This is a genomic window from Moraxella nasovis (assembly GCF_022701215.1).
Classification (GTDB): Bacteria; Pseudomonadota; Gammaproteobacteria; order Pseudomonadales; family Moraxellaceae; genus Moraxella; species Moraxella nasovis.
Genome location: NZ_CP089976.1, coordinates 1,988,648 through 2,014,145, shown reverse-complemented (window position 1 = coordinate 2,014,145; position 25,498 = coordinate 1,988,648). Strand labels below are relative to the sequence as shown.

Genomic DNA, 25,498 nt, shown 5'->3' with positions numbered 1-25,498 from the left:
GTTCTCCTAGCTTGCGGTTTTAGCAAGAATTAGATGAGCAGTATCGGTGGCGACATGCATGGCTCGCTTATTAAGACGGGTAGCGATATTAAAAAAGACCACAGCAGGAATAGCCACTGCCAACCCCAATGCTGTCATGATGAGAGCTTCACCCACAGGTCCTGCCACTTGAGCTAAGCCTGCCTGACCGCTTTCAGCAATGCTATGTAAAGCGTGAAAAATCCCCCACACTGTACCAAATAACCCAATAAACGGCGCGATTGCAGCCGTCGTACCAAGCACAGGCAACCCTTTTTCAGATTCAAAACGGTACTGAGCGATTTTTTGGAGTAGGGTTTGTTCTGCTACCATTTTACGCTGACTAAATTCTAGCTTGGATAAGTCGTTTTGCTTAGAAGTGATGGTTGATTGTAAATCGCTTGCGATGTCATTTGCAAGTTTACGAGATTTTAATATGCGTAAAATACCCACAACCCACGACAAGACCGAAAGAGCGAACAAAATAAAAAATAGTGTCTTGCTTACAGCATCAGTGTACTGCCAATAATGTGCAAAATTCATAAAAATTCCTTAAAAATTAAATTGTTAAATGATGATATAAACTAAACTAATCAGGGATAGCCTAATCAGGGATAGTAATGTTGATGGTCCAACTAGCATGCCCTGACATCGGTTGCCCATTAGCATTTTTAAAGGGGTGGAATCGCCCTGCTAGAATCAGATGCTCCACTTTTTTATTTAGACGTGCGTCACCAAGATCAATTCCAGATACCGAAGTAATTTTGCCATCTTTATCGATGGAAAGTTTAATATTCGTGCTGACTGTCGTACCAAGCAAGCTTCTTTTGCCAACATCATCTATATCGATCGTCTCTAATCTTGGCTTTCTTTTCCAGCTGGCATTAATCTGATTTGTCAAATCTTGATTGGTCAGCTCTGTCGTAGTATTTTTCTCAGCAGCTGGAGCAGGCTTACTTGGCTGACTAGATTTAGGAGCTGGTTCATTTGGCGGCTTAGAGCTGACTGGTGCTTGTTCGGGCTGTGGTGGTGCAGAGATAGGCTCTACTTTTTCAGTCTTTGGTGTTGCTGTTTTTACAGGCTCGGCTACTTCAGGCTTGGGTTGTGGTTTTTCTACCGCATGAGGGGTTGGTGCTGGTTTTTCCGTTGCGATGACAGGCCTGGGCGTTTCCACTTTTGGTGTCGGCACAGGCTTCACCACAGGTTTAGGTTCTACCACAGGCTTAGGCTCAACTACAGGCTTGGGTTCTACAACGGGCTTGGGCGTCACCTTAGGCTCTACCACAGGCTTTGGCATCTGTTTTGTCGGCTCTTCTGATTGCTCGTTATTAATCGAGATCATTTGAATTTCAAGCGGTTTAGTTGGCTCAATGGGTTTGATGGTCATTGTTGGCATAAACGACAGCCCCAGCCCTACTAAACCGTGTATTGCCACCGCTATGCCAATTGCTAAGTTTCGTTGTCCAGAAGATTTACTCAATAGATCACTCATGAATACCGCTCACGCCATTAAATTTTAACACATTATAACCTAATAAATAACCATTATCAAATGATATTGTGTATTATTTGTTAAATTATCGCATAATTTAATGCGTATAACAGTACTCAGGTGTTTTTATTATTTCATGGCAGGCAAATATTCATCACGAATCACGCCTTTTAAGCTGCGATAAGGGATGATTAACTCAATTGGGCCCATAGCATAAGGGCCAAGACGATAAGGATTATAATGCAGTATCAGGCCTTGTTCATCAAAATAAAAATCTTCGGTAAGCTCAAGTGGATAATCACTTTTGTGCTGTTCGATGCTTTGGCTATCTTCTAATTGCTGCTTTAAATAGTCGTCATAAGCATCGGTTGCCAGCGTATAAAGCGATAATTCACTATCGATCAAATCATCTTTTTCAATATCGTACAACTGGATTCTACTGCCCAAATCCAAATCATAAACTAAATATGTCTCTGACTGCATGCCATGAGCACCACCAAGATACATGTCTTCAGTTACAGCAAATTGTGCTAAATTATTATGCATGCCTAAGTAGGTGGGCTTAAGTTCCCAAAGGTATGGCGTTGAGTAGCCATCACTGACTTGACTTACGGCAAACTTGTCCAAAGCACGGCGAAATTTGAGTAATTTTGGATTATCATCATTTGTAATGGCAAGATTAACCGACCGCTCAATCCATTTAGGTTCAACGTCGGCTACTGAGATATTGATATTTGGGCAGGCGATTTCTTGTTTTTCCCAATCTGGTTCAGCTTTACACACCGATGAGACTGATTTTGGAAGGGTGTATTCTACCGGCACTTCCTTAAAAGTTACTTTTTTAATGCCTTTGGCGACATTGGCAAGATTCTCATCAACCGCCTTTAGCGTATCAGAAATGCTTTTTTGCTCATCAATTTTTGGCGTGGTGGCGTTTTGCTCTTGATTAACCACAGGTCTTTGAAAAGTGTTGGCATCTTGACACCCTGCCAAACCAAGCACCACTAAAATTACGCCTGTTAATACTTTTAATCTCATCTTATCCCCCTTAAAAATGACTTATCAACCATTTTACAATAAAAAACCACCACCCGACAATGTGAAAATAAAATATCTGCCTATAAAATAATAAAATCGGAACTGATACCCAATCCCGATTTATTCTCATGTTCGATCAATCAAAAAATTACAGGCAATTAGCTACCAAATCCCCCATTTGTTCACAGCCAACAAGCGTACAACCATCTTCAAAAATATCCGCTGTACGATAGCCTTGTTTTAGCACGTTTTGTACCGCTGTCTCAATTTGTACAGCACGGCTTTCATCACCCAAACTATACCGCACAAGCATGGCGAGTGACAAAATCGTGGCAAGTGGATTGGCTTTATCAAGACCTGCAATATCAGGGGCTGAGCCATGGCTTGGCTCATACAGCCCTTTGCCAGTCTCATTTAGGCTGGCTGATGGGAGCATACCGATGGAGCCTGTGAGCATACTTGCCAAATCTGACAAAATATCACCAAAAATATTACCTGTGGCAATCACATCAAACTGTTTGGGGTTTTTGACAAGTTGCATTGCCGCATTGTCCACATACATATGACTAAGCTCAACATCTGGATACTCTTTGGCAACGTCATTAAAAATCTGTCTCCAAAGCTCGGTGGTTTCTAACACATTGGCTTTGTCTACGCTACACAGTTTTTTGTGTCGTTTTTGAGCCGACCTAAACGACACATGGGCGATACGATAAATCTCGCTCTCTGAATATTTCATCGTATTAAAGCCTTCACGCTCGCCGTTTTCAAGCACACGAATACCCCGTGGCTCGCCAAAATAAATGTCGCCTGTCAGCTCTCTGACTATCAAAATATCAAGCCCTGCCACCACATCAGGCTTTAAAGTAGAAGCGTTCGCCAGCTCCTTATATAAAATCGCAGGACGCAGATTGGCAAATAAATTTAAATCACGGCGAATGGCAAGTAGTCCACGTTCAGGGCGGACATCTCGTGGCAAGCTGTCATACTGTGGCGACCCCACCGCCCCAAGCAGTACGGCATCCGCCTTTTGGCAAAGCGTGCGGGTCTCATCTGGGTAAGGCTTGCCGTACTTGTCATATGCCGACCCGCCCAAAAGTCCGTATTCATAGGACACGTCAAGCCCTTGCGATTTTAATTTATCCAAGACTTTGACCGCCTGCTGGATAATTTCAGGTCCAATACCATCTCCTTCTAAGATGGCGATGTGTTTGGTCATAGGATTACCTTTTGATTTAATTAAGATGGAATTAACATTTTATTGTCATAGATTATCAATGCTTGCCGATTGTTTAATGCTATCATTTTATCTTTTGATGAATAATTATCAAAAATCGTTTTGGTAGCTTCATCAAATGGTTTATCACCAAAATGCACCAAAGGATAAAAATCTATCACACCCAATCCAACAAAATCATCAAATCGCTCTACTTCATTTTCTAGTGGTAAAATATATTTAATATCCTGAGCCAAAATGGCACTGCCTGCACTCTCACCGATATAGGGTTTGCCTTGTCCAATCCATTCAATTAAAAAAAACATCAATCTTTTTGGCTTTTAATTGCTCTAATAAATTTTTGGCTTTTAATTTCTCTAATAAATAAGGCGTATTACCACCAGCAACATAAACCATATCGCAATAAACAATGGATTTTTTGATGTCATCAGATGATTGGTTAAAGTCAATCATTTCAATCAAAAAACCAAGCTCATCAAAAGCACATTTGGCACGGTCAATATTGGCTTTATACTCTTCTATTTGACTGGCAACATCAATAAAAGCCACGCTTTTAAATTGCTTATTTTTGTCAATACCACTTAAAAAACTCGGCAAAAATTTTGCAACATCAAACAAAGAAGATGATAAAAATAAGTTTTTCATTCATCTTAACTCTCTAAACACCCAAGGTCTATCCGCTCTCGCCTTTTCTTCAAAGGCACGAATTTCATCGCTATTTTGCAACGTCAAACCAATATCATCTAAGCCATTAAGCAAGCAATGCTTACGAAATTCATCAACTTCAAAATGGTATTCTTTACCACTTGGGCTAATCACTTTTTGATTTGCCAAATCCACCGTTAATTGGTAGCCGATATTATCAAAACATTCTTTGAATAATTCATCAATTTCACTTTCTTTTAAAATAACAGGGAGCATTCCGTTTTTAAAACAGTTATTATAAAAAATATCAGCAAAACTTGGGGCGATCACCGTGCGAAACCCAAATTCATTCAACGCCCACGGTGCGTGTTCACGGCTAGACCCACAGCCAAAATTAGCACGAGCAAGCAAGATGGTGGCGTTGGCATAGCGGTCTTGATTTAAGATAAAATCAGGATTTTTGGGGCGTTTATTGATGTCTTGCCCCAAGTAGCCTTCGTCCAAATAACGCAGTTCATCAAATAAATTATCACCAAACCCTGTGCGTTTGATGGATTTTAAAAACTGCTTGGGGATAATTAAATCGGTATCTACATTGGCACGGTCTAATGGGGCAACAATGCCGATTTCGGTTAGGTATTTTTTCATTTTACACCTTAATTTCAAAAAAATAAGATAATCCAAATAGATTGCCTTAATTTTAACAAATAATTATGGATTATAACCAAATCCTATTTCTTGAATATCATTGCCAGACAAAACATAAGAAATGACCAATTTTAATCTCTCAAATCTATCAAAGATATCACTCTCATCATTCAGATTGGATTTTTCAACATCAAAATCTAACCAATTTGGTATCATCATCAACTCAATAATTCTATAAAGTGATATGATAATTTCTCTTGGAATATCGGTTGGATAGGGATATGCTTTTTGAATAGTCAATAGCGATTTTTCTAATTTGATATACTCTTCATCCGACCAAATCGCATCATCAATCCATTTACCAATAAATGAATTAACATCATAGTTATCAGAAAATGTGATATTTCTATAAAAGTCTAAAAAATCGCTATTTTCTTTCATTGTTCAATAATTACCAATGATAATAAGCCGTCAATTTAGCTGTCGCCAAAACTTTACCATTTAAATTAAATCCCAATACCGCAGGGCTAATGCTATTGTTTAAATCCAGTTTTTCATTTAGGGCGTATAGCGTAAAAATATAGCGGTGTGGTTTATCGCCTTTGGGTGGAAATGCCCCAATAAAGCCAGTTAGTCCTGCGTCATTTTTAAGCTCAATAATACCATCACCAAAATCATTGGATTTATTTTTGGGTAATGCCGTCCAATCAGCAGGAATATTAAACACATTCCAATGCCAAAAGCCAGAGCCTGTGGGTGCGTCAGGGTCAAATAGCGTGATGACAAAACTTTTGGTGTCTTTGGGGGCATTTTGCCACATCAATTCTGGGCTGATATTACCCCCTGTATAGCCCCAAATATTGGCGACATAGTCATTAGATAATGTGCTTTCATTGGCAATATCGGCACAGGTCAATATCATCTCGCCTGTGGGCTGGGTGGGATTACGGACATCTAGGTAGGTGTTGGCAGTTAGATTCATGGGATTTTCCTTGTGATTGTTTTACAAAATTTAATTGCTGAAATTTTACCAAACATAATTGGTATAATGCTTAGTTAATTTTTTTCATCTGTACTGATTAGCATGCTATTATCTATCATGGCATGTGTGATAATCAAGCGTCAAATGCGTCTTTAGTAAAATTGCAATGCAAGGCGATATTAACAGCATCAAACCAAGATTTTTATCAAACCAAGATTTTTATCAAACCAAGATTTTTATCAAACCAAGATTTTTATCAAACCAAGATTTTTATCAAACCAAGATTTTTGGTAAATATTAAAATTTGCTTTATTAGCAATATTTTAAATAACTGTATCAGCAAACGACAATTTGCCAAATAATCTAGCGACCGTTTACCAAATCTATATATTTCGCCATTTTCAAGCCAAACAACCGCATGAGTATCAAGACATACACTATTGGGGAAATTCAAGACTTAACTCCTTTTCCTAACTGATATTTCCCAAATCATCAAAGTTACCCACAACCAAATCATTTCTTGGGGTGAATTTTGATAAATCATCAGGTGGTTTATTGGCAATATCTTTTTGTAACTGCTCAATCAATTGTATTTTGACGGCATTATCCAAATGCTGAACCATTTGATTAATGTTGCTCAAAAATTGATAACAGCATAATTTTCTCCAAAATGAACGCACTAGTTTATCTTAGCGCGTTCATTGGTCAAAATCAAAACGTCCGCACGTCCACAAAATGCCCTGCTATCGCTGCCGCTGCCGCCATTTCTGGACTGACAAGGTGCGTGCGTCCACCATTGCCTTGACGACCTTCAAAATTACGGTTACTGGTACTGGCACAATGCTCACCTGCTTTAAGTTTATCAGCATTCATCGCAAGGCACATAGAACACCCCGGCTGCCGCCATTCAAACCCTGCCTCTTTAAAGATTTTGTCCAAACCTTCTTGTTCGGCTTGGGCTTTAACCAATCCAGAGCCTGCCACCACCAACGCTTCTTTGATAGTATCCGCTACTTTGCGACCTTTTATCACGCTTGCCGCCGCTCGCAAATCTTCAATGCGTGAATTGGTACACGACCCAATAAATACACGGTCAAGCTTGATGTCGCTTAATGACTGACCTGCTGTCAGCCCCATATAAGCATAGGCACGTTGCCAATCTGCCTTTTGCGTCTCATCTTTTGCCATCTGCAAAGTCGGAACAGATTGGGTGATGTCCACCACCATTTCAGGCGATGTCCCCCACGATACCTGCGGTGCAATTTGACTGCCATCAAGCCAAATCTCTTTATCAAAGACAGCCCCTTCGTCAGAATGCAACGACCGCCAATAAGTAGCCGCACACTCCCAATCCTCGCCTGTGGGTGCATAAGGACGACCTTTGACATAGTCAATGGTTTTATCGTCCACCGCCACAAGTCCCACCCTTGCCCCAGCTTCAATCGCCATATTACAAACAGTCATACGCCCTTCAATAGACATATCATTGAATACTTCGCCTGCAAATTCAATGGCATAGCCTGTACCACCAGCCGTACCAATGTTACCGATAATCGCCAGCACCACGTCTTTTGGCGTTACGCCTTTGGCAAGTCTGCCATCAACCACGATACGCATATTTTTCATTTTTTTGGCAATCAAGCACCCTGTTGCCAAGACGTGTTCCACTTCACTTGTGCCAATACCATGTGCCAAACAGCCCAAAGCCCCATGCGTGGCAGTATGACTATCACCGCACACCACCGTCATACCCGGTAAAACAAGCCCTTGCTCAGGCCCGACCACATGCACAATGCCTTGGCGTTCGTCATTAATACCAAACTGCATGACATTAAAATTTTTGCAGTTGTCATCAAGCGTTTTGACTTGAATGCGTGAGATGTCATCGCTAATGCCGCTAATGCCTTGTGTACGCTCAAAAGTGGAAGTGGGGACGTTATGGTCAGGCGTTGCGATATTAGCAGACAATCGCCAAGGTGTCCGCCCTGCCAAAGATAAGCCTTCAAAAGCTTGGGGGCTAGTTACTTCATGCAATAAATGGCGGTCAATATAGATGAGTGCCGAGCCATCATCACGCTGTTTGACCAAATGGTCTTGCCATAATTTATCGTATAGGGTTTTGCCTACCATGAGTTGCTCCGTTATGTCTATATCTTAGCAAGCGTAAGTTGGGGTGTGTTTAAAGCTAGGCTATAGTTTGTTTAAAAGCAGTATAGCATAGCTTTATAATAATAATTATTTATTATTTTTTATTTTTTTAATTCCTTATTTTTATAAATATAAAGTCGAATATAAAATATAAAGTTTAGCTAATTATAAGAAAATGATTAATTTTAACTAAAATTTCTAGAAATTGGTTTATCTATAACAAAAAATTTATTATAATACTGCTTTCTATTATGAAAATAAGGACTATCTTCATGAATACTACAAATCTAACTACTTTTATTACCGTGATGAAAACGGGCAGTATCTCTGGTGCAGCCGAGAACTTATTCATCACCCAGCCTGCTGTCAGTAAACGCATCAAAAACCTAGAAGAAGAATTTGGCGTAACACTCTTTGATACAGTCGGTCGAGGCATTATTCCAACAGCGACCGCACATGAATTATTACCCCATGCCAAAAAATGGCTTGAAGACTATGAGTTATGCCGCATTCATTTACAAAAATCTAAGGAAATCGCTGCAGGGAAGCTTGTTATCGGCACAAGCCACCATATCGGATTGCACCATCTTTCTTCTGTGCTTAAGCAATTTATCCAAACCCACCCTGCTGTACAGCTTGAAGTGCGATTTATGGATAGTGAAGAGGCACATAAAGCCGTACTCGATGGTGATGTTGCTTTAGCATTCTTAACCCTACCGCCTACCTATGATCGCAGATTGCAGTACCATACACTATGGTCAGATCCGCTGTATTTTGTAACAGGGACGCTCAGCACACTTGCCCAAAAAAGCGACGTCAGCCTTTTACAGCTTGCCCATCACCCTGCCATATTGCCTGCGGCAAATACCTTTACCAGTCAAATCACTTTGGCAGAATTTGGTAAGCACAATTTACGTCCTTATGCCACAATGAGTACCAATCCACTTGAATCCATACGTATGCTTGTCTCAATAGGCTTAGGCTGGTCGGTATTGCCAGAGACTTTAATCAATCAAGATTTGGTCAAGATTGACATGGCAGACGATATTGAATTACAGCGTCACTTAGGCGTGGTGACCAACCCAAATCTAACTCGTTCTGGCAGCACCCAAGCACTTATAGACCTGCTGCAAGTGCAATACCCCTATGAATCAGAATCCAGACAGAGCCTTTAAAGCGGCTTTTAGTAGGGTTTGGGTATTTATATCGTCCAAATCCTGCTGGGCGTTTTTAATCGCTTTTTGAGCTTCTTTTTCTTTATAGCCTAAGCTAACCAAAGCACTCTCCACTTCAGCAATCACTCTCATGGTGGTATCGCCTATCACGCCAACATCAAAAAATTCACCTTGACCATCAAGTATCCCACCGCCAAACTGCGTAAGTTTGCCTTTTAAGTCTATCACTAGACGCTGAGCGGTTTTTTTGCCAATGCCGGGGACACGAACCAAAGCTGCATCATTATTACATTCGACTGCTTGGCGAAGTTCATCAACCGATAGCGTGGATAAGATTGCCACCGCCATTTTTGCCCCCACACCTGTAATCTTAATAAGCTTTCGAAATGTATCTCGTTCGGTCTGACTTATGAACCCAAAAAGCAGCTGCGCATCTTCACGCACGTGTAAATGCGTAAAAAGTGACGCTTGAGCACCCACCGCTAATGTACAAAATGCAGGGATGGGCAACTCAATCTCATAGCCAACGCCGTGCGTTGTCATAATACAAGCAAATGGTGCATTTAGGTATTGCACTTGCCCTGTAATCATTGCAATCATAAAAATCCTTTGTCTTAAAACTATAAAACCCAACAAAAAAAGCTGGGTTTTATAAAAAGCAATAGCTTAATTATAATAATCTACCATTTTTTCAAGCGAGATGGGGCGAATCTTACTGGCATTGCCTGCCGAACCAAAGGCTTCATAACGTGCCACACAGATGTCTTTCATGGCATTGATAGATGCAGTTAGATATTTGCGTGGGTCAAATTCAGCAGGGTGTTCATTTAAAAATTGACGAATAGCCCCAGTGCTTGCCAAACGCAAATCGGTATCAATGTTAATCTTACGCACGCCATGTTTGATGGCATCAACCAACTGCTCAACAGGCACGCCATAAGTCTCACCGATATTACCACCATTTTCATTGATGATTTGTAGCCATTCTTGTGGCACGCTAGATGAGCCGTGCATGACCAAATGCGTATTTGGTAGGGCTTCGTGAATCTCTTTAATGCGGTCTATTGCCAAAATATCGCCTGTTGGTGGTCGTGTGAATTTATAAGCACCGTGCGATGTCCCCACAGCAATCGCCAAAGCGTCAACGTTCGTGTCTGATACAAATTGACGAGCTTCTTCTACTGAGGTCAATAATTGGCTATGATCTAACACCCCTTCTGCACCCACGCCGTCTTCTTCGCCTGCCATGCCAGTTTCTAAGCTACCCAAACAGCCAATTTCGCCTTCAACCGACACACCACACGCATGAGCCATCTTGACCACTTCACGAGTAACGGCGACGTTATATTCATAATCAGCAGGAGTTTTGCCGTCTTCACGTAGTGAGCCGTCCATCATCACCGAACTAAATCCAAGCTGAATAGAACGCTGACAGACAGCTGGGCTTGTGCCGTGGTCTTGGTGCATGACCACAGGAATGTGTGGCCACTCTTCAATGGCAGATAAAATCAAATGACGCAAAAAAGGTGCGCCTGCATATTTTCTGGCACCTGCCGATGCTTGGACAATGACTGGTGAGTCGGTCTCATCAGCCGCCATCATAATGGCACGCATTTGCTCTAAGTTATTGACATTAAAGGCGGGTAAGCCATAAGCGTGTTCGCCTGCATGATCAAGTAATTGGCGTAGTGATACGAGTGCCATGAAATTCTCCTTAAGATAGTGATAAATTTACCTGGTATTATACCAAATAATAAGCTGTCTTGCATGACTAATCAACAAAAAAGCCCGACGATAAGTCGAGCTTAGTACGCTGTTAGCTTAACATACCAAGTAGCCAAGCTTAGTATTTTTGATCTTCTGGCACTTGGCTTTCTGCGGTATTCTCTGCTGCTGCAACTTCGCTGCTAACATCTTGAGCGACAGCGACAGCTTCATCTGCAACACCTTGAGCTGCGGCTTCTGCTTGCTTAGCAACTTCAGCAGTATCTGTTTTCGCTGAATCTACAGCTTCAGCAGCTTTATCTTGTGTCTCTTGACTGCACGCTGTCAAAGCCACAAGTGCCACCATCGCTCCAAATATAGCTAATTTTTTCATGATAAACCTACCTAGTTAAACGTGTAATCTATATCAAACAATATGCTATCATAGGTAAATTTGCAATGATTTGCAATAGATTTTACCGTCTAAATACAAAACATTACAATAATTTAACCTATTAATGATTTTTAGCTTAATATAAAATAAAATTATTTCAATTTATTTGGCAACAAACTCTTCTAATGCTGCAATGGCAGGCAAAGTCTTACCTTCAACAAACTCTAAAAACGCCCCACCGCCTGTGGATAGATAACTGACATCATCTGCTACGCCATATTTATCAATTGCTGCCAATGTATCACCACCACCTGCAATACTAAAAGCATCACTGTCTTTTACTGCCAAAGACAAAATCTGTGTACCTATACCAAATTTATCCACTTCAAAGACGCCCACAGGTCCATTCCAAAGTATGGTTTTGGCATTTTTAATCGCATCGCCAATTTTTTCAGCACTTTGTTTGGCAATGTCTAAAATCATATCATTTTCGCCTATTTCAGTAACAGACTTAACGACTGCATCTGCCTTAGAAAGTGAACCTAAAAAGTCATCAAAATCAATCTGGGCTTTATCAGCGACAACGACATAATCTGGTAATAAAATGTTTGTCTGCGTCATGATAGCCTTAGCAGTGTCAATCAAGTCAGGCTCATATAGTGATGCACCGACATTCACCCCTTGGGCTGCCAAAAACGTATTGGCAATACCACCGCCCACAACAATACTATCGCATATCTTAGCTAGGCTTAATAACACATCAAGCTTGGTAGATACTTTTGAGCCACCAACAATGGCAAGCACAGGTGGCTTTGGCTGATTTAGTGCGGTAGCCAGTGCTGATAGTTCCGTTGATAAAAGATTACCAGCACACACAGGCTTACCGTCACGAGCAGCTGCACGAATAACCCCTTCGGTTGATGCTTGGGCTCTGTGTGCCGTGCCAAATGCGTCCATCACGAAAACGTCACACAAATCGGCATATTGTTTAGATAGTGTTTCGCTGTTTTTCTTTTCGCCTTGGTTAAAACGTACGTTTTCTAGTACTATCAGCTCGCCTGCCTTAGCGTCTACGCCATGCTCTAGGTAGTCATTTGAAAAAGACACAGGGTAATCTAAGTTTTTTGCCAAATAATCTGCCACAGGCTTAAGCGAGTATTTTTGCTCCTTTTCCCCTTCAGTTGGACGACCTAAATGCGATGCCACAATAACTGCTGCTCCTTTTTTCAAGGCTTCTTCAACGGTAGGAATAGCAGCTTTAAGACGTATATCACTTGTAATTACGCCGTCTTTAATCGGCACATTCAAATCTTCACGAATCAGCACACGCTTGCCTAATAAATCCAAATCCTGCATAGATAAAATTGCCACAGCCTAACACCCTTTGTTAATGATAATAAAAAATAATGATAAAAGATATCCAAATATTATAAACAATTCATCATACCACTGCAACATCACCACACATAGTTATTCTCAACCTACCAATTCATCTTTGCAATTTGAGTGCTTTTAAGTAGTGCTTTTTGCATTAGGTAGGGTAGATTTGATTTAAGGTAGGTTATGATTTAAGATGGCTTATTTTTAAATAGTGGTTTTTGAATCATCGTTTTTAACAATATTTCCCAAACCTTATCTTTTTGTGATGACAAAGTAAAGCTATGGCATATTATTTGCAAATACAATTTATCATCTAGTATAATGACCATTCATTGTAACCAACAAATATTATGAATCATTCTTTAAAAAGTTATTTTGCTGCTTTTTTGGCAATTGCACTGACCACGCTCTCCATTCACGCTCAAGCAGCAACCGCCTCTTATTATGCCGATAAATTCAATGGACGCAAAACCGCCAATGGCGAGCGATTTAGCAATCAAGGCATGACTTGTGCGTCCAACCAGTTCAAACTTGGCAGTTATGTTAAAGTCATCAACGCAAAAAATGGCAAATCCATCATCTGCAAAGTCAATGACCGTATCGGTAAATCAGGTCGTATTGATTTGACCAAAAAAGCGTTCTCACATCTTGCACCGTTATCACAAGGCATCGTTAAGGTACATATCAAGCCTACCCACAAAAAACCACGCCAAACAACACACAAACATCAGCCAAGATAAAACCATCAGCTTAACCCATCATGAACAATAATCGATCATCACGATGCCCATCAAACCACTTCACCTACCGCCTCCATGCCATATTTTTATCCAACATCAACCCCCCTCAAAAAAATATGGTGATATACCTGTAGATAAGCTTAGCACGAGTTTTTGGGTCAGTTTGATTGATGAAGTTAAACAAAAATCCCCTAGCATAGCCAACAGAATTTTAATCTATGCTCGTATGGTAATGAAATGGTGCGTAACTCACGGCTATATCACTACTAATCCCTTAAAAGAATTAACCGCTTATGCTGATTTTGGGATTGTAAAACCACAAAAGTCAAGAGTACTGAATGATGAAGAATTGATATGGTTATTTAAAGCACTACAAGATGGTGCTTTATTTAAACGTAACTGTCTAGCCATTCAGTTTCTTTTGTTGTACGGTTGTCGTAATGGAGAGTTAAGATTAGCTCGTAAGGCTGATTTTGATTTTATCCAGATGGTTTGGACTGTACCACAGTCTAACCATAAGATGGGGTATCGTACCCACACGCCTATCTTTCGTCCCATACTGGACGAATCTTTGGCAGTTATTGATGAGTTAATTGCTTTAAGTGGTAATGAATTACTGCTTTGCAATCGTCAAATTAAGAAAATATCTGCTAATGAGCCTATAGCCCGCACTTGGGCTAATTTAATACCCCTACGTATCAGACAACACCTAAATCAGCAGTATCACTATGTGATGAAGCCTTGGTGTATTCACGACCTAAGACGCACAGCAAGAACTAGATTTAGTAGTTTTACGTCACTTACAGTTGCTGAGATGATGCTAGGGCATCAAGTCACAGGTATTCGTAGTGTTTACGACCATTACCATTACTTACCTGAACAAACCAATGCTTATCGCTTGTGGTTTAATTATTTGAATAGTCTAAAACAACAAGCAACTAAACTTTAATTTTAATCAACAAAACTAAGGAGTTATTATGTCAATGACCACGCTAAACCACATTTATTCAAAAGATGAAGTACGAAATGCGATTCAAATTATGATAGATTATCTAACTAACGAAGTACTAGCTGATGAATCAGATAAACCAGCTGAACCCCTTAAGTTTAAAGTACCTTCTGCATCTACTTCTGAAGTTAGTAATATTACAGGACAATCTTACTCATGGCATAGTTTACGTCACTACTGTTTAGAAAATGAGCTGGAATTCCACCAAGTAGAAGTAGGACGTTTAACAGTCAATAGCTACCCTGCTCAAGCATGGTTAGTAGTTCATGGGGTAAACTTAGATAAAGTTTTTAGTGCTAACTAACCCATAATTTGTAAACCATATAATAAATAAACCCACCAATTAAGTGGGTTTATTTAATTTATTTTATTATGGTTTTTCCCTAATCAACGATATGGTCTATCACAGGCGTATGTAAATAGGCATCTAATAAACCAAATGCACCATCTTCTAAACCAGTATTCCCAGAGATAATATCAAATCCTACCCAAGGATTAGCAATACCTGCTTCATCAGTAAACTTCTCTATTAACAGGTGTTGCATTATGACAGATGCTGGTGTTTTCTTAAATTGCTTTTCAAGCACTCGTTGAAAGCGTATTGCCCACTTAGTAAACATAAATAAACCAATACGATTTGCATAATCCATATACTTACTGGTAGGCACATCAAAAGCAATAAAGGCATCTTGAGCTTCACTATAAGCATAATTAAAACTATGTCCTTCTTTCATTAATTGCTCCATTAATAACACTTTAGCAGCAAAGTCACTAAATTGCGTTGCATCATAAAGAGCTTTATACAACTTAGAATCTTCAGTAATAAACACAAAATCTAACGTAGCTTTTAAAGGCTTAGGTAAATTATTATAAAATTTATCTAACTTACGCGTTAAAGCTGACGTGTATTGACCTTTATCATCTGAAATGTCTTCTACAATCGTACTCATCAAACCAGCTTGCATAAACTTATGTAAATAATGTGAATTAATGCTTGCTGTTAGGTTTGTTAGCTGTCTTAGTAGATGGTCTTGATTAGCTGTACCTGCTTCTAGTTGTACCTTAATACGAGCTACCTTAGTGACAAGGTCACGATACTCTTTACCATGTTTCCATACTCGTACATGACCTGTTATCACTTCTTTTGGATTTACACCTTTTAAGCTTAACAGTAGTGCATTAGAAATCACATTACCTTTTAATGTAGATGGATTACGTACTACCCAAGATTTTTGTACTTGTTTAACTAAAGCACCCCAATGTTTACCTGTCCATAACACTCTACCACGTGCTTTATCACCCCATTTAGATGTAACCAGATTTTTAAATCGTTTTTCAAACTCATTAAGCTCGTTTTCTGGTTTATCCCACACATTAGCTAAACTTACTCGTCTATAGCCTAGTACCATATTATAAATATCTTTACGAATATAAATAGGACGGTTATATCCAAATAACTTATTGGCTTCATCTTTAAAACTATAAGGTAGTAATCTGTAATGCTCTGCAATTTGTGGGTCAGAAGAATCAGGTGTTAATACCAAAAAATCCAACATATTAGCATCTGGTGATTTCATTGCATCTGTATAGTCTTTATGTAATGCACGCACAATATCTCTTTGATGTTCTCTCATTGGTTGTTTGGCTTGTGTGTTACCTACCATAGAACCCATAATGTCACTAAAATTTAAATTACGGTTTAGCAGTCTATCTCTTGTTTTAGATTCCATCTCATAATGTAGATTTGCAACTGAACCATCTGGATTATAAGATGCAATAAATCTACCCTTTGGATTTGTATCTTCATCAAAAGGACTAAAAGATTGCCAGCTTACTTCTTTATTATGTAAAGCTCGCTCTTTGATTTGTTTTTTAACTATCTGAGCAACTTGTATAGAATCTTCATAAACCACCGTACCTTTAGCATGGGTATCAGATAACTCTAACACACCTGATTGATAATGGGGTTTACCAGCATCTGCTGTTGTTACCAAATAGCGTGTATGTGTATCATCAAAGTCATCTTGTTTTATCCCATCAGGTGTTTCTAACGCCCATCCTTTATTTAAGTATTCTTGAAGCTCTTCACCTGTTACAGCTTTTACCGCTCTTAGCTCATCATATAGCTCAGGTGTATAGCCTTTGGTAAAACTAAAAGGATTTGATGCAAATTCTTGTGTTTTAAATGCAGTCATATGCGTATGATGGTGCTTTAAAACTTGACGAATGGCATCTTCATCATTTTGGATTAATGCGATAAGCTCACTCATATCTGCTTTTTTATATACACCATCGTGTGAATAACGTAACGCAGTAAGCGTGGTTAGCTCATCAATTAAACCAATTAATTCTTTATTATTTGGTTTATTATAAGTAAAGGCAATTAACTCAGGATTTGAGAAATAATCTGCTAAAGTTGCCCCATCATACATTTTACGAGCAGCGACCATTGTTGCTTTAATAATCCCATTTATCTCATCTAAGTTTAGCTGAAAGTTATGTGTAATCTGATTACGTATCGCTGTGATACGCCCATCTCGTAAGCTATGATTTACGATTAACCCAAGCGTGGTATCCATATCATGATAATTAAGTAAGCTACTTGCGTCTGTCTCATATAGCCCCTTAGTTATTGCTTGTGCTTGGTTTGCTGTAGGCTTATCCTTAAAAAATGCCAGTAACTGACTCTTGGTAGAAGCTCGTGTTAACTCTCGTTCTTGTCCTATGCTTTGAGTTGTTGCTAGCATACGAGTCATAAGCTTTTGCATGATGGTTGTTGTACCATATTCATTCATCAGCTCTCTTAGTGTGCCTAGTGGTTTATCAGACGAATCTGACGCATTGATGGCATTTGATATGTCTCGTGCAATCTGTGATGGTGTTTTTACCACAGCATCAAAATAAGTCTGTGTTTTAGGAAATACAGCCACAGTAACTGATTTACCCACATCAAGTGCCCCTTTCACCGCTTTATTAGCAGGTACAGTAATAAACTTTCTGTACTCCCATAGCTTATCAGAGCGTCTTAGACTTTGTAATCTATAATGCTCATCTAATTTTGTTAGTTTATTTACCAAAAAATCAATCTGTGCATTAATAGGCTTAGACTTATCCCCTTTCACTTTTTGTAGTAGCACATCTAATAGTGTTTTAAATAACCCCATAGCTTTATCAAACCAGCTTTGATTATCAGACTTATTTTTTAATATTTGACGTTTTTGGTTTAACAGATTGTACATCTGCTCACTGGTTAAACTAAGTGCAACCAATCTATGTGCTGGTGTATGGTCAGTTTCTTTTTTAGGAAATAAAAAATCATACTGTTTTTTAGCCAGCTCAATATCATCTTTGGTTGGGTTATCAGAGTTTATAAATTGCTGATACCCTGCCTTGTTATCTAGCATTTCTTCATAGATATGCCGTAGCTCTTGATAGGCTTCATGACGCTGTGCATTCCCAAAGCTATCTAACACAGCTTTTACTGCTTGATAACTTGCCAGTTCTTTTGCACTTAAGTTAAAGCCATGACTAAGCACTTGGTTATCATCACTTATTATCGCTTTATCTAGTTTATCTTGGTTAGCCAATAAGGCACTAGCATTGTGGTGTTTATTATAAAAGCTGGAAAGTAGTGTATCTATTAAACCATCTAGCTTAGCGTTATGCGTCTCACTAATGTTACCTTTAGGAAGTTGTTTAAGCACTTCAATCGTGGATTTATGAGCCACATCTTGATAGTGAGCGTAAACTTCATCTGCTTCATTAAAATAAGCATGAGCAGCTAGTTTATGGTTAGCAATCACTTGGGTTGTGACATCTTGAGTTGTTAACTCATCTAATAAATCTAAACCATTTGGTGTAAGGTCTGTGTTATCTGATATGTCATCTAGTGGTTGGGTAAGCTCTATTAATGCACCCATAAAGTCTGAATACTGAGCTTCAAACTGCTTTTTACCTTGAGCTTTTTTATTATCCAAGTTTGGTGTAAATAAGTTTTTAACTGCATTTATAAAGGCTTTAATCCCTTTGGTATTTTTGGATAAGTCTGTCTTATTACCCCCATACTCAGTTAATAAACGTAAAGCTTCTACATCGTTACCTAAGACATGACTGATAAGCTCTTCTATCCCATACTGATTTTCATCGCTATACTTCCCTGCTTCTAGGATATAAGCTTGTTTATCACTTAAAGCTACACCTGCTTTATTTAGTTCAGTTAAGATGGTGTTTCGTTTATTGATAAGATGGTTTAAAGCTTGTAGTACTTTAGGTGAAGTCACTTTACCTGCACGAATATCTCTTAAGCGTTGCATGGTTGTGGCGTGTCCTAACTCATGAGTTAACACACCCACTAAGTTTTTATAGCTTGCTGTATTTGCGTACGTTTCACTAATCGTAATGGTATTATCTGATATATCATACACACCTTGATAATCCCCATCTGCTGTTACTTTAATTTCAACCGTAGGGTTGATTGGTTGAACTAGAGCAAGTACGTTTCGTAAATGCTGACGAGCATACAGATGTGTGGTATCTTCTTTATCAAATTTAGATATTAACAGACGCTTTAGCACTTGTGTGTTATTTACTCTAATGTCTGTGTCAGATGCTATTACATTCTGTGCTTGTAATTTGTCTGTTTCTAAATCTTTAAAACCAAGACGTCTTGTAGGTGCTGTATCAAAAAACACCCCATCATCTCCATCGTGCTTGACTCCTTTTAAAAGATTAACTATACTTAGTTTATGCCCTGTGGTTGGTTGAGCTACCCCTTGAATTACCCCATTGGTAGCATCGGGTGGCAGAGTTCCCAGCAGGGCATTTTCAATCTCTATCGCTTCAATAGCATGGAGATTTTTTCTTTTTGTACCATCATTTAAGCTGTAATCTTTAATAGTCAATTTAACACGGTGTAATTGCCCATTGATGTCTGCAGGAACATACATTCTATGTATTGCCGTAACTCTTTCATTACCATGCTTAACGTCTTGGTGAGTTTCAGCAACAACAGCATTTCTTACAAGCTCTTTTATACCTTGTACCGCTTGGCTAGTAGCGTGGGATAGATTATTATTATCTCCCATCTTTTTACGGTCTTTTTTACCTACCTGTAAATTCCAGCCAGTATCATGGTTGTATATTGCGTCTGTTTGTTGTAGCTGTCTTAAAATTTCATCAGCTAATTGTTTAGTTTGCTTAAAGCCAAGCTCTTTAGCGTTTATCTCAACGACATCAATATCAGCTACATCTTTTAAGTTTGGTCTTTCACCAAAGCTATTAGCTTGGTATTTCACGTCTTTAGATTCATTAGATGCCCTACCCCAAATACCATCTGAAGTTTCTACATACCCTTTTTGATTTAAGTACTCAGCTACTTCCCTTTCCCCTACATTAAAGGGTCTATTTCTATCATACGCTTTATCAGTAATGAGTACAGCACCTGCTTGAATGGCTAAATCCAGTTCTGCTTTATATGCTTCTACACCTATCCTGTTAGGGCGTTTACCATTTATAGATACAAATACCTTATCTGTACTTGTATAGCTCCCTGTATTGGCTTTATTGCCCCAATCTTGTCTATATACATCAGTAGAACTACCTTTTGCCCCAAAACCAATAAACTTATTAGCTATGTCAGATTTAGCTTGGTCTTTAGCCAAGTAAGGAGATTTACCTGTTAGGGTTGGTTTGACATCTTCATCTTGGTTTGCTACACTATCTTCGAACTCCGATACGGCTCTGGCTAAGTCTCCAGAATCACCAATATCGGAGTTCTCTTTTTTAGGGTAAATACTATAAGCTACAAATTTATACTCATTATTTGCCCTTTCACCTACCAATAATCTTGCGAATACTTTTTCGTCATCGATGTCTAACTCTTTTGTAAAAGAGTGGAAAGCAACGTAAGTATCATTTCTTATTTTCCCCAAATCCTGCTTACCTTCATAAACACCTTTAGTAAGAATATCAGGGATAAACGGAATTGCCTTAGCTCTTAGGTGGTCTGTTTTTATTCCATGCTTCAACTTCTTCTGCCAGCTACTTCCCAATACATGAACTTTACCAATCACGGTATCGAACGATTTACCTTTTAAGTATTTATCAAAATATGCTTTAGTCTCTTTAACTAGGTTATCAGTACTTTCTTGTTGCTCTACTTGTCCTAACTCATCTCTAACTTCCATTAAAAGTTTAGGGAACATCTCTCTCCACATACCTGTTTCTTGGGTATGCGTTAAGGTAGCATTACCTGTTGCTAATAGTTCTCGTAATGCTCTTGGGTTTTGCTCAAATGACATTTTAATACCTGCTTTCATTAGCTTAATATTAAAGTCATTTTCTGTCTTTGCTGTCCCTTTTTTTATCTTAGTTCCTGCTTTAAACCAACCCACATTTCCATAGATGGTTTCATCAAATTTACCTGTTTTATGGCTTTGGTAGAAGTGTTCTACAGATTGGTATTTTCTACCATTCTTAGCAGTAAATGGTCTTAAAGCCAAGTTAGATAAATTAGCGTTCTCATTAGAGCCGTGCCAGATGTTGATAACACTACCATTTCTCTCACTAAGAGTTAAGCTTTCTTTTAAGTTAGGTTTAGTCACAGCTTTATTTGTTTGTTCACCATTATTTTGCTTTTTAGCTAGTGCCTTATAAGCTGTGTGAATCTGCTTGGCTTGTTTTTCGTAGTCTTCAAACCGTTCTTCTAAAGCTTCAATCTGCTTTATCACAAAGGTTCTATCTTCACCTGCAACAAGGTACTCACCCCCTTCTGTAGCGTATTGCTGAATTTTTTGTAAAGCTAGTAAGCCTTTTAGTTTAGCTAGCTCTTGTTGTTTGGTAGTTTTCACAAGATTAAGTAAGGAATCTATATTTCCTGTAGAAGAACCAACTAATGCTATAGGTGGTTTCTTACCTTGATAAGTGTTTAATGCACCTAATATAGTTCGCAAAAAGGCATCTAAGGTAGCTTCATTAGCATGATAAGTAGCTAAACCATAAAAGAATGCTTTATTTTGGGCTTTAGCCATATCTGTAACAAAATGAATACCACCGCTGTTACTATCGTGGTTATTCATAGATATGTGGTTATTAGGGTGTCCACCACCAGAGCTTGTGATTGCTGTGACATAAGCATCTACGCTTTGGGTTTGGAATGACGTTGTTGCTAAACCCTTAAACACCATCTTACGCATACTTGCTGATAGCTGATGATAATTTATATTGCCATTGCTATCTCTAGTTAGTGGCTCACTGCTTAGGTCTTCTTGTAAGGTTTCTACACTCTTAACAGGGTGATACCCATTATCTGTCCAATCTAAAGCATTTTCACCAATAAACGGGGTTTTAATGCTTGGGAATATCGCTTTAAGCTCTTCTTGGATTTGTTGGTATTGCTCTATGCTTAAGTTTATAGCATCAGCTTGCTGTGGTGTGTTGGCTTGTTGTTTATTTTGCTCAATTACTTGTTTTACTTTTTCATCAAAGACACGTATATAGATATTAGTAGCTCTTTCTGCTAATGCTGTATTATCGTGTTGAGTCTGTATCATCTCACCCATATAAGACATACGTGCTGTATCAAAAATTTCTTTTAACACCCATGACGTATTAGCTCTAAGCTGTTGCTCTAGGTTAAATACTCTATATTTATTTTTAGGGTTAGCATACCAGCCTGTAGAAGGTTGTGCATCAAGCCACGTTTGTTTTGATAGTAGCTGGTCAGCATTAGGTAGATTAAAATTAGGGTCTGCTAATAGTACTCTTAACTGCTCTTGTAGCTTTAAGGCTCTTTCAGTTGCTTGTGTGTAGTCATTCTTACGAACAAGCTTACTGATGTTTTCATACTCTGTTCTAATAGCATCAACCAAGCCATCTTGTACTGTATTCACCGTATTTGCAATACCTGCTCCGTACACCCTAAGGGTTACAGCATATTTTGTTTAGACAATAAAAAAGACATGATTACAGCAATCATGTCTTTGTTACAATAGCATAATAACATTAATACAAAAATAGCATTGACAAATGTATTTTAAGTAATCTATACTACGAGCTGTTTTTTCACACCCTACTACCCATCTAGATGACCTAATCTATCAAATACCCCCTGTATTATCATATATTATATAAATTTACTATATCATCATCACACAACTTACACCACCTTACATTCCGTTAGCTTGCGTCAAACCAGCCATGAGCGATAGCGAATGAGTGAAGTGTTATTATGGTTTATGTGTTACGGTTAAATATTAAATAATATAATAAGTGTTTATTTTTAATATCTTTTATTCTTTTATCTCATGTGGTTTTTATAACCTTATACTATTGGTTTTATATTTAATATAATAATTAGTTATTATTACTTGGTTTTGATTTGGGTTATACTAAATTTGGGTTATACTAAGATAATAATTAAGGAGCTGATATGTTACAGTTTATGGTAAGTATCCCTGATGAATTACAAGGTGCTTTTGAACATCAAGCCAAAGCACATGACCTAAGCATACAAGAATATGCAGAGTATGTGTTGTTGCGTGATATGGAAGATTTCCCTTTTAATAAAGAACGTATTCTTGCTTCTATCAACAGTGGTATTGTAGAAGCACCAAAGTTTAATTCTAATACAGAATTTGTTGCTTGGGTACGTTCACGATGAAAGTAAGCTATACCAATCACTTTTTAAATATCTTAGATAAGTTAAGTGATGATGACCTAACCAAGATTGCTACTTTTGTTAAGCATATTGAAGCGTATGGATTGGTAGGTTTGATAGGACGAAATAAGTCATCAGACAATGTACCTAGACATAAATATACTTGGCTTGATGATGTCAGATTTGCACAACAACATCATCTATGGCATTACCACATCGGCATACCTGAGTATGTAGGTGAGTATGGTGATTGTACCAGTAAATATGTGTTACATTACCAACGCTATGATGATTATATCGTCCTTGTAGATTTAGATTATCACCCACCGTTTAGACTACCTACCCTTAATACATTAAAATAAACCAAGTGATATGCTTGGTTTATTTGGTTTATAGTAGGCTTGTCTGTTTTAATTCTTTATGGTATTTGGTTGTGTTATCTATCTTGTATTTTTGATACAAACCTAAAAATGCTTCTTTATCTTTTAATACACCGAGCATATCATTCTTTGCTAAGGCAACAAACATCGCCACAGAATAGGCTTGGCAGTTAATGGATTTTTCAGGGTTGAATTCAATGTCAGTAAATGCTTGGTAGCTTAACAGCTCATGATGGTACTGTTTGTTTTGGTTTAGTGCATTGATATACAGCCAATCATAAAAAGCAGTTGTGGGATTTAGTTCCCACTTACTACCATAGAACATCCTACTAAATCTAACCCAATACCATGGATTAACACTTGGCTATCATCGGATAATGTGCAAGTTGCCCCACAAGAAACAGAAATTACCACCTATTTAGTAGGGCAGATTGACGCAAATCTTGATGATATAAATCTCAACAGCTTCCAACTATAATCCTGCCTTAATCTCTAAACACTCATCTTCCAATCAAAAGGCATTTCGTGGTGACCACGTAAGGTTATCATCAGTGTCTGTTGCATATGCTGTAATACTTCTGCGGTATAGGGAATAGCAGGCGAGCCCCATACAGGATTTGGCCATTTAGCGTCGTTTTGATAGCGGACGATGTGATGAAAATGCAGCTGAGACACTTGATTGCCAAGTGCAGCAACATTCATCTTATCTGCACCAAAAATCTTCGCCATCTGACTAGATACCCAGCTTGATTCACGCAAAAACTGCACTTGATCAACGTGCGACAGCTCATAAATTTCTTTAACGCCTGATACACGTGGCACCAAAATTAGCCAAGGAAACTGGCAGTCGTTCATCAAACGCACAGTAGATAACGGAAAATCACCTACCAAAAACGTATCTTTAGCAAGTGTTGGATGTAATTGAAACATGATTTATTTTCTCTTATTTTTATTTAAAATTCATTAAATTATAGCATAAATTGTGGACTTATCATGGCAATGCACAAATCAATTTTACCCATAAGGTTATGATAATCGGTGTTATTCTTCATCACCATAATATTTGACGCCAATTTTAATCGGCTCACGCCCCACACTTCGGCGGTAGTTATTGCTATCACGCATAGAGTAAGCACAGCCACAGTATTCTTGCTGATAAAAATGCTCACGCTTACTAATTTCAATCATGCGAGAACTCCCACCGCCTTTACGCCAGTTATACTCCCAGTACACCACATCATCATAAGGACTGGCAGCACGCACCCCGCAATCATTAATCTGTGCCATGTTTTTCCAACGAGAAATCCCCAACGAGCTGGTAATCACAGGAAATCCATGCTCATGGGCATATAACGCTGTCCGCTCAAACCGCATATCAAAACACATGGTGCAGCGTCTGCCACGCTCAGGGTCATTTTCCATGCCTTTTGCACGCTCAAACCAGTTATCCATATCATAATCAGCGTCCACAAAAGGAATACCGTGTTTTTTGGCAAAAGCAATATTTTCGTTTTTGCGAATTTCGTACTCTTTTTTAGGGTGAATGTTGGGATTATAAAAATAAATGGTAAAATCCACGCCGCTTGCTAGCATAGCTTCCATAACTTCTCCTGAACAAGGAGCACAGCAAGAATGCAGTAACACTTTATTTTGACCATTTGGCGGGATAAGTTTTTCCCGCAAAATATCACTGACGACAATATCAGCATCATCAGGCTTGTCAAACACTGTCATCACATCTTTGGCGATGTCATCTAAGGTGATGGTTTTAATGGCTTTATTGGGATAATCTCGGTCAAAGACCTGCTTTGCTTTTACTTTTGTCATAATCTTCATATATGATAAATTTAAA

At 38.6% G+C, this 25,498-nt stretch carries 25 protein-coding genes and 1 pseudogene; 7 read left to right on the top strand and 19 right to left on the bottom strand.

From position 1 onward, the window contains the following. Positions 1–6: 6 nt before the first annotated feature. The 11 genes from LU293_RS09705 to leuC all read right to left on the bottom strand — a co-directional run bounded on the left by LU293_RS09705 (position 7) and on the right by leuC (position 8,190). Complete coding sequence (locus LU293_RS09705; RefSeq protein ID WP_242747691.1) at positions 7–561, bottom strand: MotA/TolQ/ExbB proton channel family protein; 555 nt, start codon at positions 559–561, stop codon at positions 7–9. 61 nt (positions 562–622) lie between these two features. Next, positions 623–1,510 carry a hypothetical protein gene (locus tag LU293_RS09700; protein ID WP_242747689.1) on the bottom strand — a complete coding sequence of 296 codons (888 nt, stop codon included), beginning with the start codon at positions 1,508–1,510 and terminating at the stop codon, positions 623–625. Positions 1,511–1,639: 129 nt separating this feature from the next. Next, entirely contained in the window at positions 1,640–2,548 is a 909-nt protein-coding gene (locus LU293_RS09695) for an RsiV family protein (protein WP_242747687.1), read from the bottom strand. A gap of 148 nt (positions 2,549–2,696) precedes the next feature. Next, positions 2,697–3,767 carry a 3-isopropylmalate dehydrogenase gene (gene leuB / locus LU293_RS09690; protein ID WP_242747685.1) on the bottom strand — a complete coding sequence of 357 codons (1,071 nt, stop codon included), beginning with the start codon at positions 3,765–3,767 and terminating at the stop codon, positions 2,697–2,699. A gap of 20 nt (positions 3,768–3,787) precedes the next feature. After that, on the bottom strand, positions 3,788–4,090 hold the full coding sequence (locus LU293_RS09875) for a Type 1 glutamine amidotransferase-like domain-containing protein (protein WP_256462111.1): 303 nt from the start codon (positions 4,088–4,090) through the stop codon (positions 3,788–3,790). Next, entirely contained in the window at positions 4,074–4,430 is a 357-nt protein-coding gene (locus tag LU293_RS09870) for a Type 1 glutamine amidotransferase-like domain-containing protein (protein WP_256462110.1), read from the bottom strand. The genes LU293_RS09875 and LU293_RS09870 overlap by 17 nt, the downstream gene beginning before the upstream one ends. After that, positions 4,431–5,078: a 3-isopropylmalate dehydratase small subunit gene (gene leuD / locus LU293_RS09680; protein WP_242747683.1), complete on the bottom strand. Its 648-nt coding sequence runs from the start codon at positions 5,076–5,078 to the stop codon at positions 4,431–4,433. It lies immediately after the preceding gene. Between the two features lie 63 nt (positions 5,079–5,141). Continuing rightward, positions 5,142–5,519: an Imm41 family immunity protein gene (locus LU293_RS09675; protein WP_242747682.1), complete on the bottom strand. Its 378-nt coding sequence runs from the start codon at positions 5,517–5,519 to the stop codon at positions 5,142–5,144. A gap of 10 nt (positions 5,520–5,529) precedes the next feature. Further along, the gene (locus LU293_RS09670; protein WP_242747680.1) at positions 5,530–6,060 is read right to left on the bottom strand and encodes a YbhB/YbcL family Raf kinase inhibitor-like protein; all 531 of its coding nucleotides are present in this window, start codon (positions 6,058–6,060) and stop codon (positions 5,530–5,532) included. A 470-nt stretch (positions 6,061–6,530) separates the two neighbouring features. Then, complete coding sequence (locus LU293_RS09665; RefSeq protein ID WP_242747677.1) at positions 6,531–6,701, bottom strand: hypothetical protein; 171 nt, start codon at positions 6,699–6,701, stop codon at positions 6,531–6,533. 70 nt (positions 6,702–6,771) lie between these two features. Further along, positions 6,772–8,190 carry a 3-isopropylmalate dehydratase large subunit gene (leuC, locus tag LU293_RS09660; protein WP_242747676.1) on the bottom strand — a complete coding sequence of 473 codons (1,419 nt, stop codon included), beginning with the start codon at positions 8,188–8,190 and terminating at the stop codon, positions 6,772–6,774. Between the two features lie 290 nt (positions 8,191–8,480). On the opposite strand from leuC, the gene LU293_RS09655 reads away from it, so the two are divergent. Next, on the top strand, positions 8,481–9,383 hold the full coding sequence (locus tag LU293_RS09655) for a LysR family transcriptional regulator (protein WP_242747674.1): 903 nt from the start codon (positions 8,481–8,483) through the stop codon (positions 9,381–9,383). Here LU293_RS09655 and ruvA read toward each other — a convergent pair. From ruvA to LU293_RS09635, 4 genes are all read right to left on the bottom strand, one after another. Continuing rightward, positions 9,360–9,983: a Holliday junction branch migration protein RuvA gene (gene ruvA / locus LU293_RS09650; protein ID WP_242747672.1), complete on the bottom strand. Its 624-nt coding sequence runs from the start codon at positions 9,981–9,983 to the stop codon at positions 9,360–9,362. The two genes, LU293_RS09655 and ruvA, sit on opposite strands and share 24 nt — an antisense overlap. A gap of 66 nt (positions 9,984–10,049) precedes the next feature. Next, positions 10,050–11,087 carry a class II fructose-bisphosphate aldolase gene (gene fba / locus LU293_RS09645; RefSeq protein WP_242747670.1) on the bottom strand — a complete coding sequence of 346 codons (1,038 nt, stop codon included), beginning with the start codon at positions 11,085–11,087 and terminating at the stop codon, positions 10,050–10,052. Positions 11,088–11,226: 139 nt separating this feature from the next. Further along, entirely contained in the window at positions 11,227–11,481 is a 255-nt protein-coding gene (locus LU293_RS09640) for an entericidin (RefSeq protein WP_242747669.1), read from the bottom strand. 162 nt (positions 11,482–11,643) lie between these two features. Further along, a complete protein-coding gene (locus LU293_RS09635) occupies positions 11,644–12,852 on the bottom strand; it encodes a phosphoglycerate kinase (RefSeq protein ID WP_242747667.1) in 1,209 nt (402 codons plus the stop codon). Between the two features lie 359 nt (positions 12,853–13,211). On the opposite strand from LU293_RS09635, the gene LU293_RS09630 reads away from it, so the two are divergent. The 3 genes from LU293_RS09630 (at position 13,212) to LU293_RS09620 (ending at position 14,914) form a co-directional block, all read left to right on the top strand. Continuing rightward, the gene (locus tag LU293_RS09630) at positions 13,212–13,601 is read left to right on the top strand and encodes a septal ring lytic transglycosylase RlpA family protein (RefSeq protein WP_242747665.1); all 390 of its coding nucleotides are present in this window, start codon (positions 13,212–13,214) and stop codon (positions 13,599–13,601) included. Positions 13,602–13,764: 163 nt separating this feature from the next. Further along, positions 13,765–14,550: a tyrosine-type recombinase/integrase gene (locus LU293_RS09625; protein WP_242747663.1), complete on the top strand. Its 786-nt coding sequence runs from the start codon at positions 13,765–13,767 to the stop codon at positions 14,548–14,550. A gap of 28 nt (positions 14,551–14,578) precedes the next feature. Next, positions 14,579–14,914, top strand: a complete 336-nt coding sequence (locus tag LU293_RS09620) for a hypothetical protein (protein ID WP_242747661.1) — start codon at positions 14,579–14,581, stop codon at positions 14,912–14,914. Positions 14,915–14,993: 79 nt separating this feature from the next. Here LU293_RS09620 and LU293_RS09615 read toward each other — a convergent pair whose 3' ends face one another. Further along, positions 14,994–22,499 (bottom strand): LPD3 domain-containing protein, encoded by a 7,506-nt coding sequence (locus tag LU293_RS09615; RefSeq protein ID WP_242747659.1) that lies wholly within the window; start codon positions 22,497–22,499, stop codon positions 14,994–14,996. A gap of 539 nt (positions 22,500–23,038) precedes the next feature. Between LU293_RS09615 and LU293_RS09610 the strand changes: the two genes are divergently transcribed. Then, complete coding sequence (locus LU293_RS09610) at positions 23,039–23,269, top strand: hypothetical protein (protein ID WP_242747657.1); 231 nt, start codon at positions 23,039–23,041, stop codon at positions 23,267–23,269. Beyond that, positions 23,266–23,628 (top strand): hypothetical protein, encoded by a 363-nt coding sequence (locus LU293_RS09605; RefSeq protein WP_242747655.1) that lies wholly within the window; start codon positions 23,266–23,268, stop codon positions 23,626–23,628. The genes LU293_RS09610 and LU293_RS09605 overlap by 4 nt, the downstream gene beginning before the upstream one ends. Positions 23,629–23,656: 28 nt before the next feature. On the opposite strand, the gene LU293_RS09600 is transcribed toward LU293_RS09605, so the two are convergent. Continuing rightward, positions 23,657–23,971, bottom strand: a complete 315-nt coding sequence (locus tag LU293_RS09600; RefSeq protein WP_242747653.1) for a DarT1-associated NADAR antitoxin family protein — start codon at positions 23,969–23,971, stop codon at positions 23,657–23,659. 3 nt (positions 23,972–23,974) lie between these two features. On the opposite strand from LU293_RS09600, the pseudogene LU293_RS09595 reads away from it, so the two are divergent. Then, positions 23,975–24,124: pseudogene (locus LU293_RS09595) on the top strand (class Ia ribonucleoside-diphosphate reductase subunit beta); the annotation flags it as partial. Positions 24,125–24,138: 14 nt separating this feature from the next. On the opposite strand, the gene LU293_RS09590 reads toward LU293_RS09595, so the two are convergent. Both LU293_RS09590 and LU293_RS09585 read right to left on the bottom strand, forming a co-directional pair. Beyond that, on the bottom strand, positions 24,139–24,576 hold the full coding sequence (locus LU293_RS09590) for an HIT domain-containing protein (protein ID WP_242747651.1): 438 nt from the start codon (positions 24,574–24,576) through the stop codon (positions 24,139–24,141). Between the two features lie 111 nt (positions 24,577–24,687). Further along, positions 24,688–25,380, bottom strand: coding sequence for an epoxyqueuosine reductase QueH (locus LU293_RS09585; protein ID WP_242749783.1), 693 nt, complete (start codon positions 25,378–25,380; stop codon positions 24,688–24,690). Positions 25,381–25,498: the final 118 nt, after the last annotated feature.

Coding starts and splice junctions, on each gene's coding strand:
- LU293_RS09705 (WP_242747691.1), bottom strand. CDS start 561: ATGAATTTTGCACATTATTGGCAGTACACTGATGCTGTAAGCAAGACA.
- LU293_RS09700 (WP_242747689.1), bottom strand. CDS start 1,510: ATGAGTGATCTATTGAGTAAATCTTCTGGACAACGAAACTTAGCAATT.
- LU293_RS09695 (WP_242747687.1), bottom strand. CDS start 2,548: ATGAGATTAAAAGTATTAACAGGCGTAATTTTAGTGGTGCTTGGTTTG.
- leuB (WP_242747685.1), bottom strand. CDS start 3,767: ATGACCAAACACATCGCCATCTTAGAAGGAGATGGTATTGGACCTGAA.
- LU293_RS09875 (WP_256462111.1), bottom strand. CDS start 4,090: ATGTTTTTTTTAATTGAATGGATTGGACAAGGCAAACCCTATATCGGT.
- LU293_RS09870 (WP_256462110.1), bottom strand. CDS start 4,430: ATGAAAAACTTATTTTTATCATCTTCTTTGTTTGATGTTGCAAAATTT.
- leuD (WP_242747683.1), bottom strand. CDS start 5,078: ATGAAAAAATACCTAACCGAAATCGGCATTGTTGCCCCATTAGACCGT.
- LU293_RS09675 (WP_242747682.1), bottom strand. CDS start 5,519: ATGAAAGAAAATAGCGATTTTTTAGACTTTTATAGAAATATCACATTT.
- LU293_RS09670 (WP_242747680.1), bottom strand. CDS start 6,060: ATGAATCTAACTGCCAACACCTACCTAGATGTCCGTAATCCCACCCAG.
- leuC (WP_242747676.1), bottom strand. CDS start 8,190: ATGGTAGGCAAAACCCTATACGATAAATTATGGCAAGACCATTTGGTC.
- LU293_RS09655 (WP_242747674.1), top strand. CDS start 8,481: ATGAATACTACAAATCTAACTACTTTTATTACCGTGATGAAAACGGGC.
- ruvA (WP_242747672.1), bottom strand. CDS start 9,983: ATGATTGCAATGATTACAGGGCAAGTGCAATACCTAAATGCACCATTT.
- fba (WP_242747670.1), bottom strand. CDS start 11,087: ATGGCACTCGTATCACTACGCCAATTACTTGATCATGCAGGCGAACAC.
- LU293_RS09640 (WP_242747669.1), bottom strand. CDS start 11,481: ATGAAAAAATTAGCTATATTTGGAGCGATGGTGGCACTTGTGGCTTTG.
- LU293_RS09630 (WP_242747665.1), top strand. CDS start 13,212: ATGAATCATTCTTTAAAAAGTTATTTTGCTGCTTTTTTGGCAATTGCA.
- LU293_RS09620 (WP_242747661.1), top strand. CDS start 14,579: ATGTCAATGACCACGCTAAACCACATTTATTCAAAAGATGAAGTACGA.
- LU293_RS09610 (WP_242747657.1), top strand. CDS start 23,039: ATGTTACAGTTTATGGTAAGTATCCCTGATGAATTACAAGGTGCTTTT.
- LU293_RS09605 (WP_242747655.1), top strand. CDS start 23,266: ATGAAAGTAAGCTATACCAATCACTTTTTAAATATCTTAGATAAGTTA.
- LU293_RS09600 (WP_242747653.1), bottom strand. CDS start 23,971: ATGTTCTATGGTAGTAAGTGGGAACTAAATCCCACAACTGCTTTTTAT.
- LU293_RS09590 (WP_242747651.1), bottom strand. CDS start 24,576: ATGTTTCAATTACATCCAACACTTGCTAAAGATACGTTTTTGGTAGGT.
- LU293_RS09585 (WP_242749783.1), bottom strand. CDS start 25,380: ATGACAGTGTTTGACAAGCCTGATGATGCTGATATTGTCGTCAGTGAT.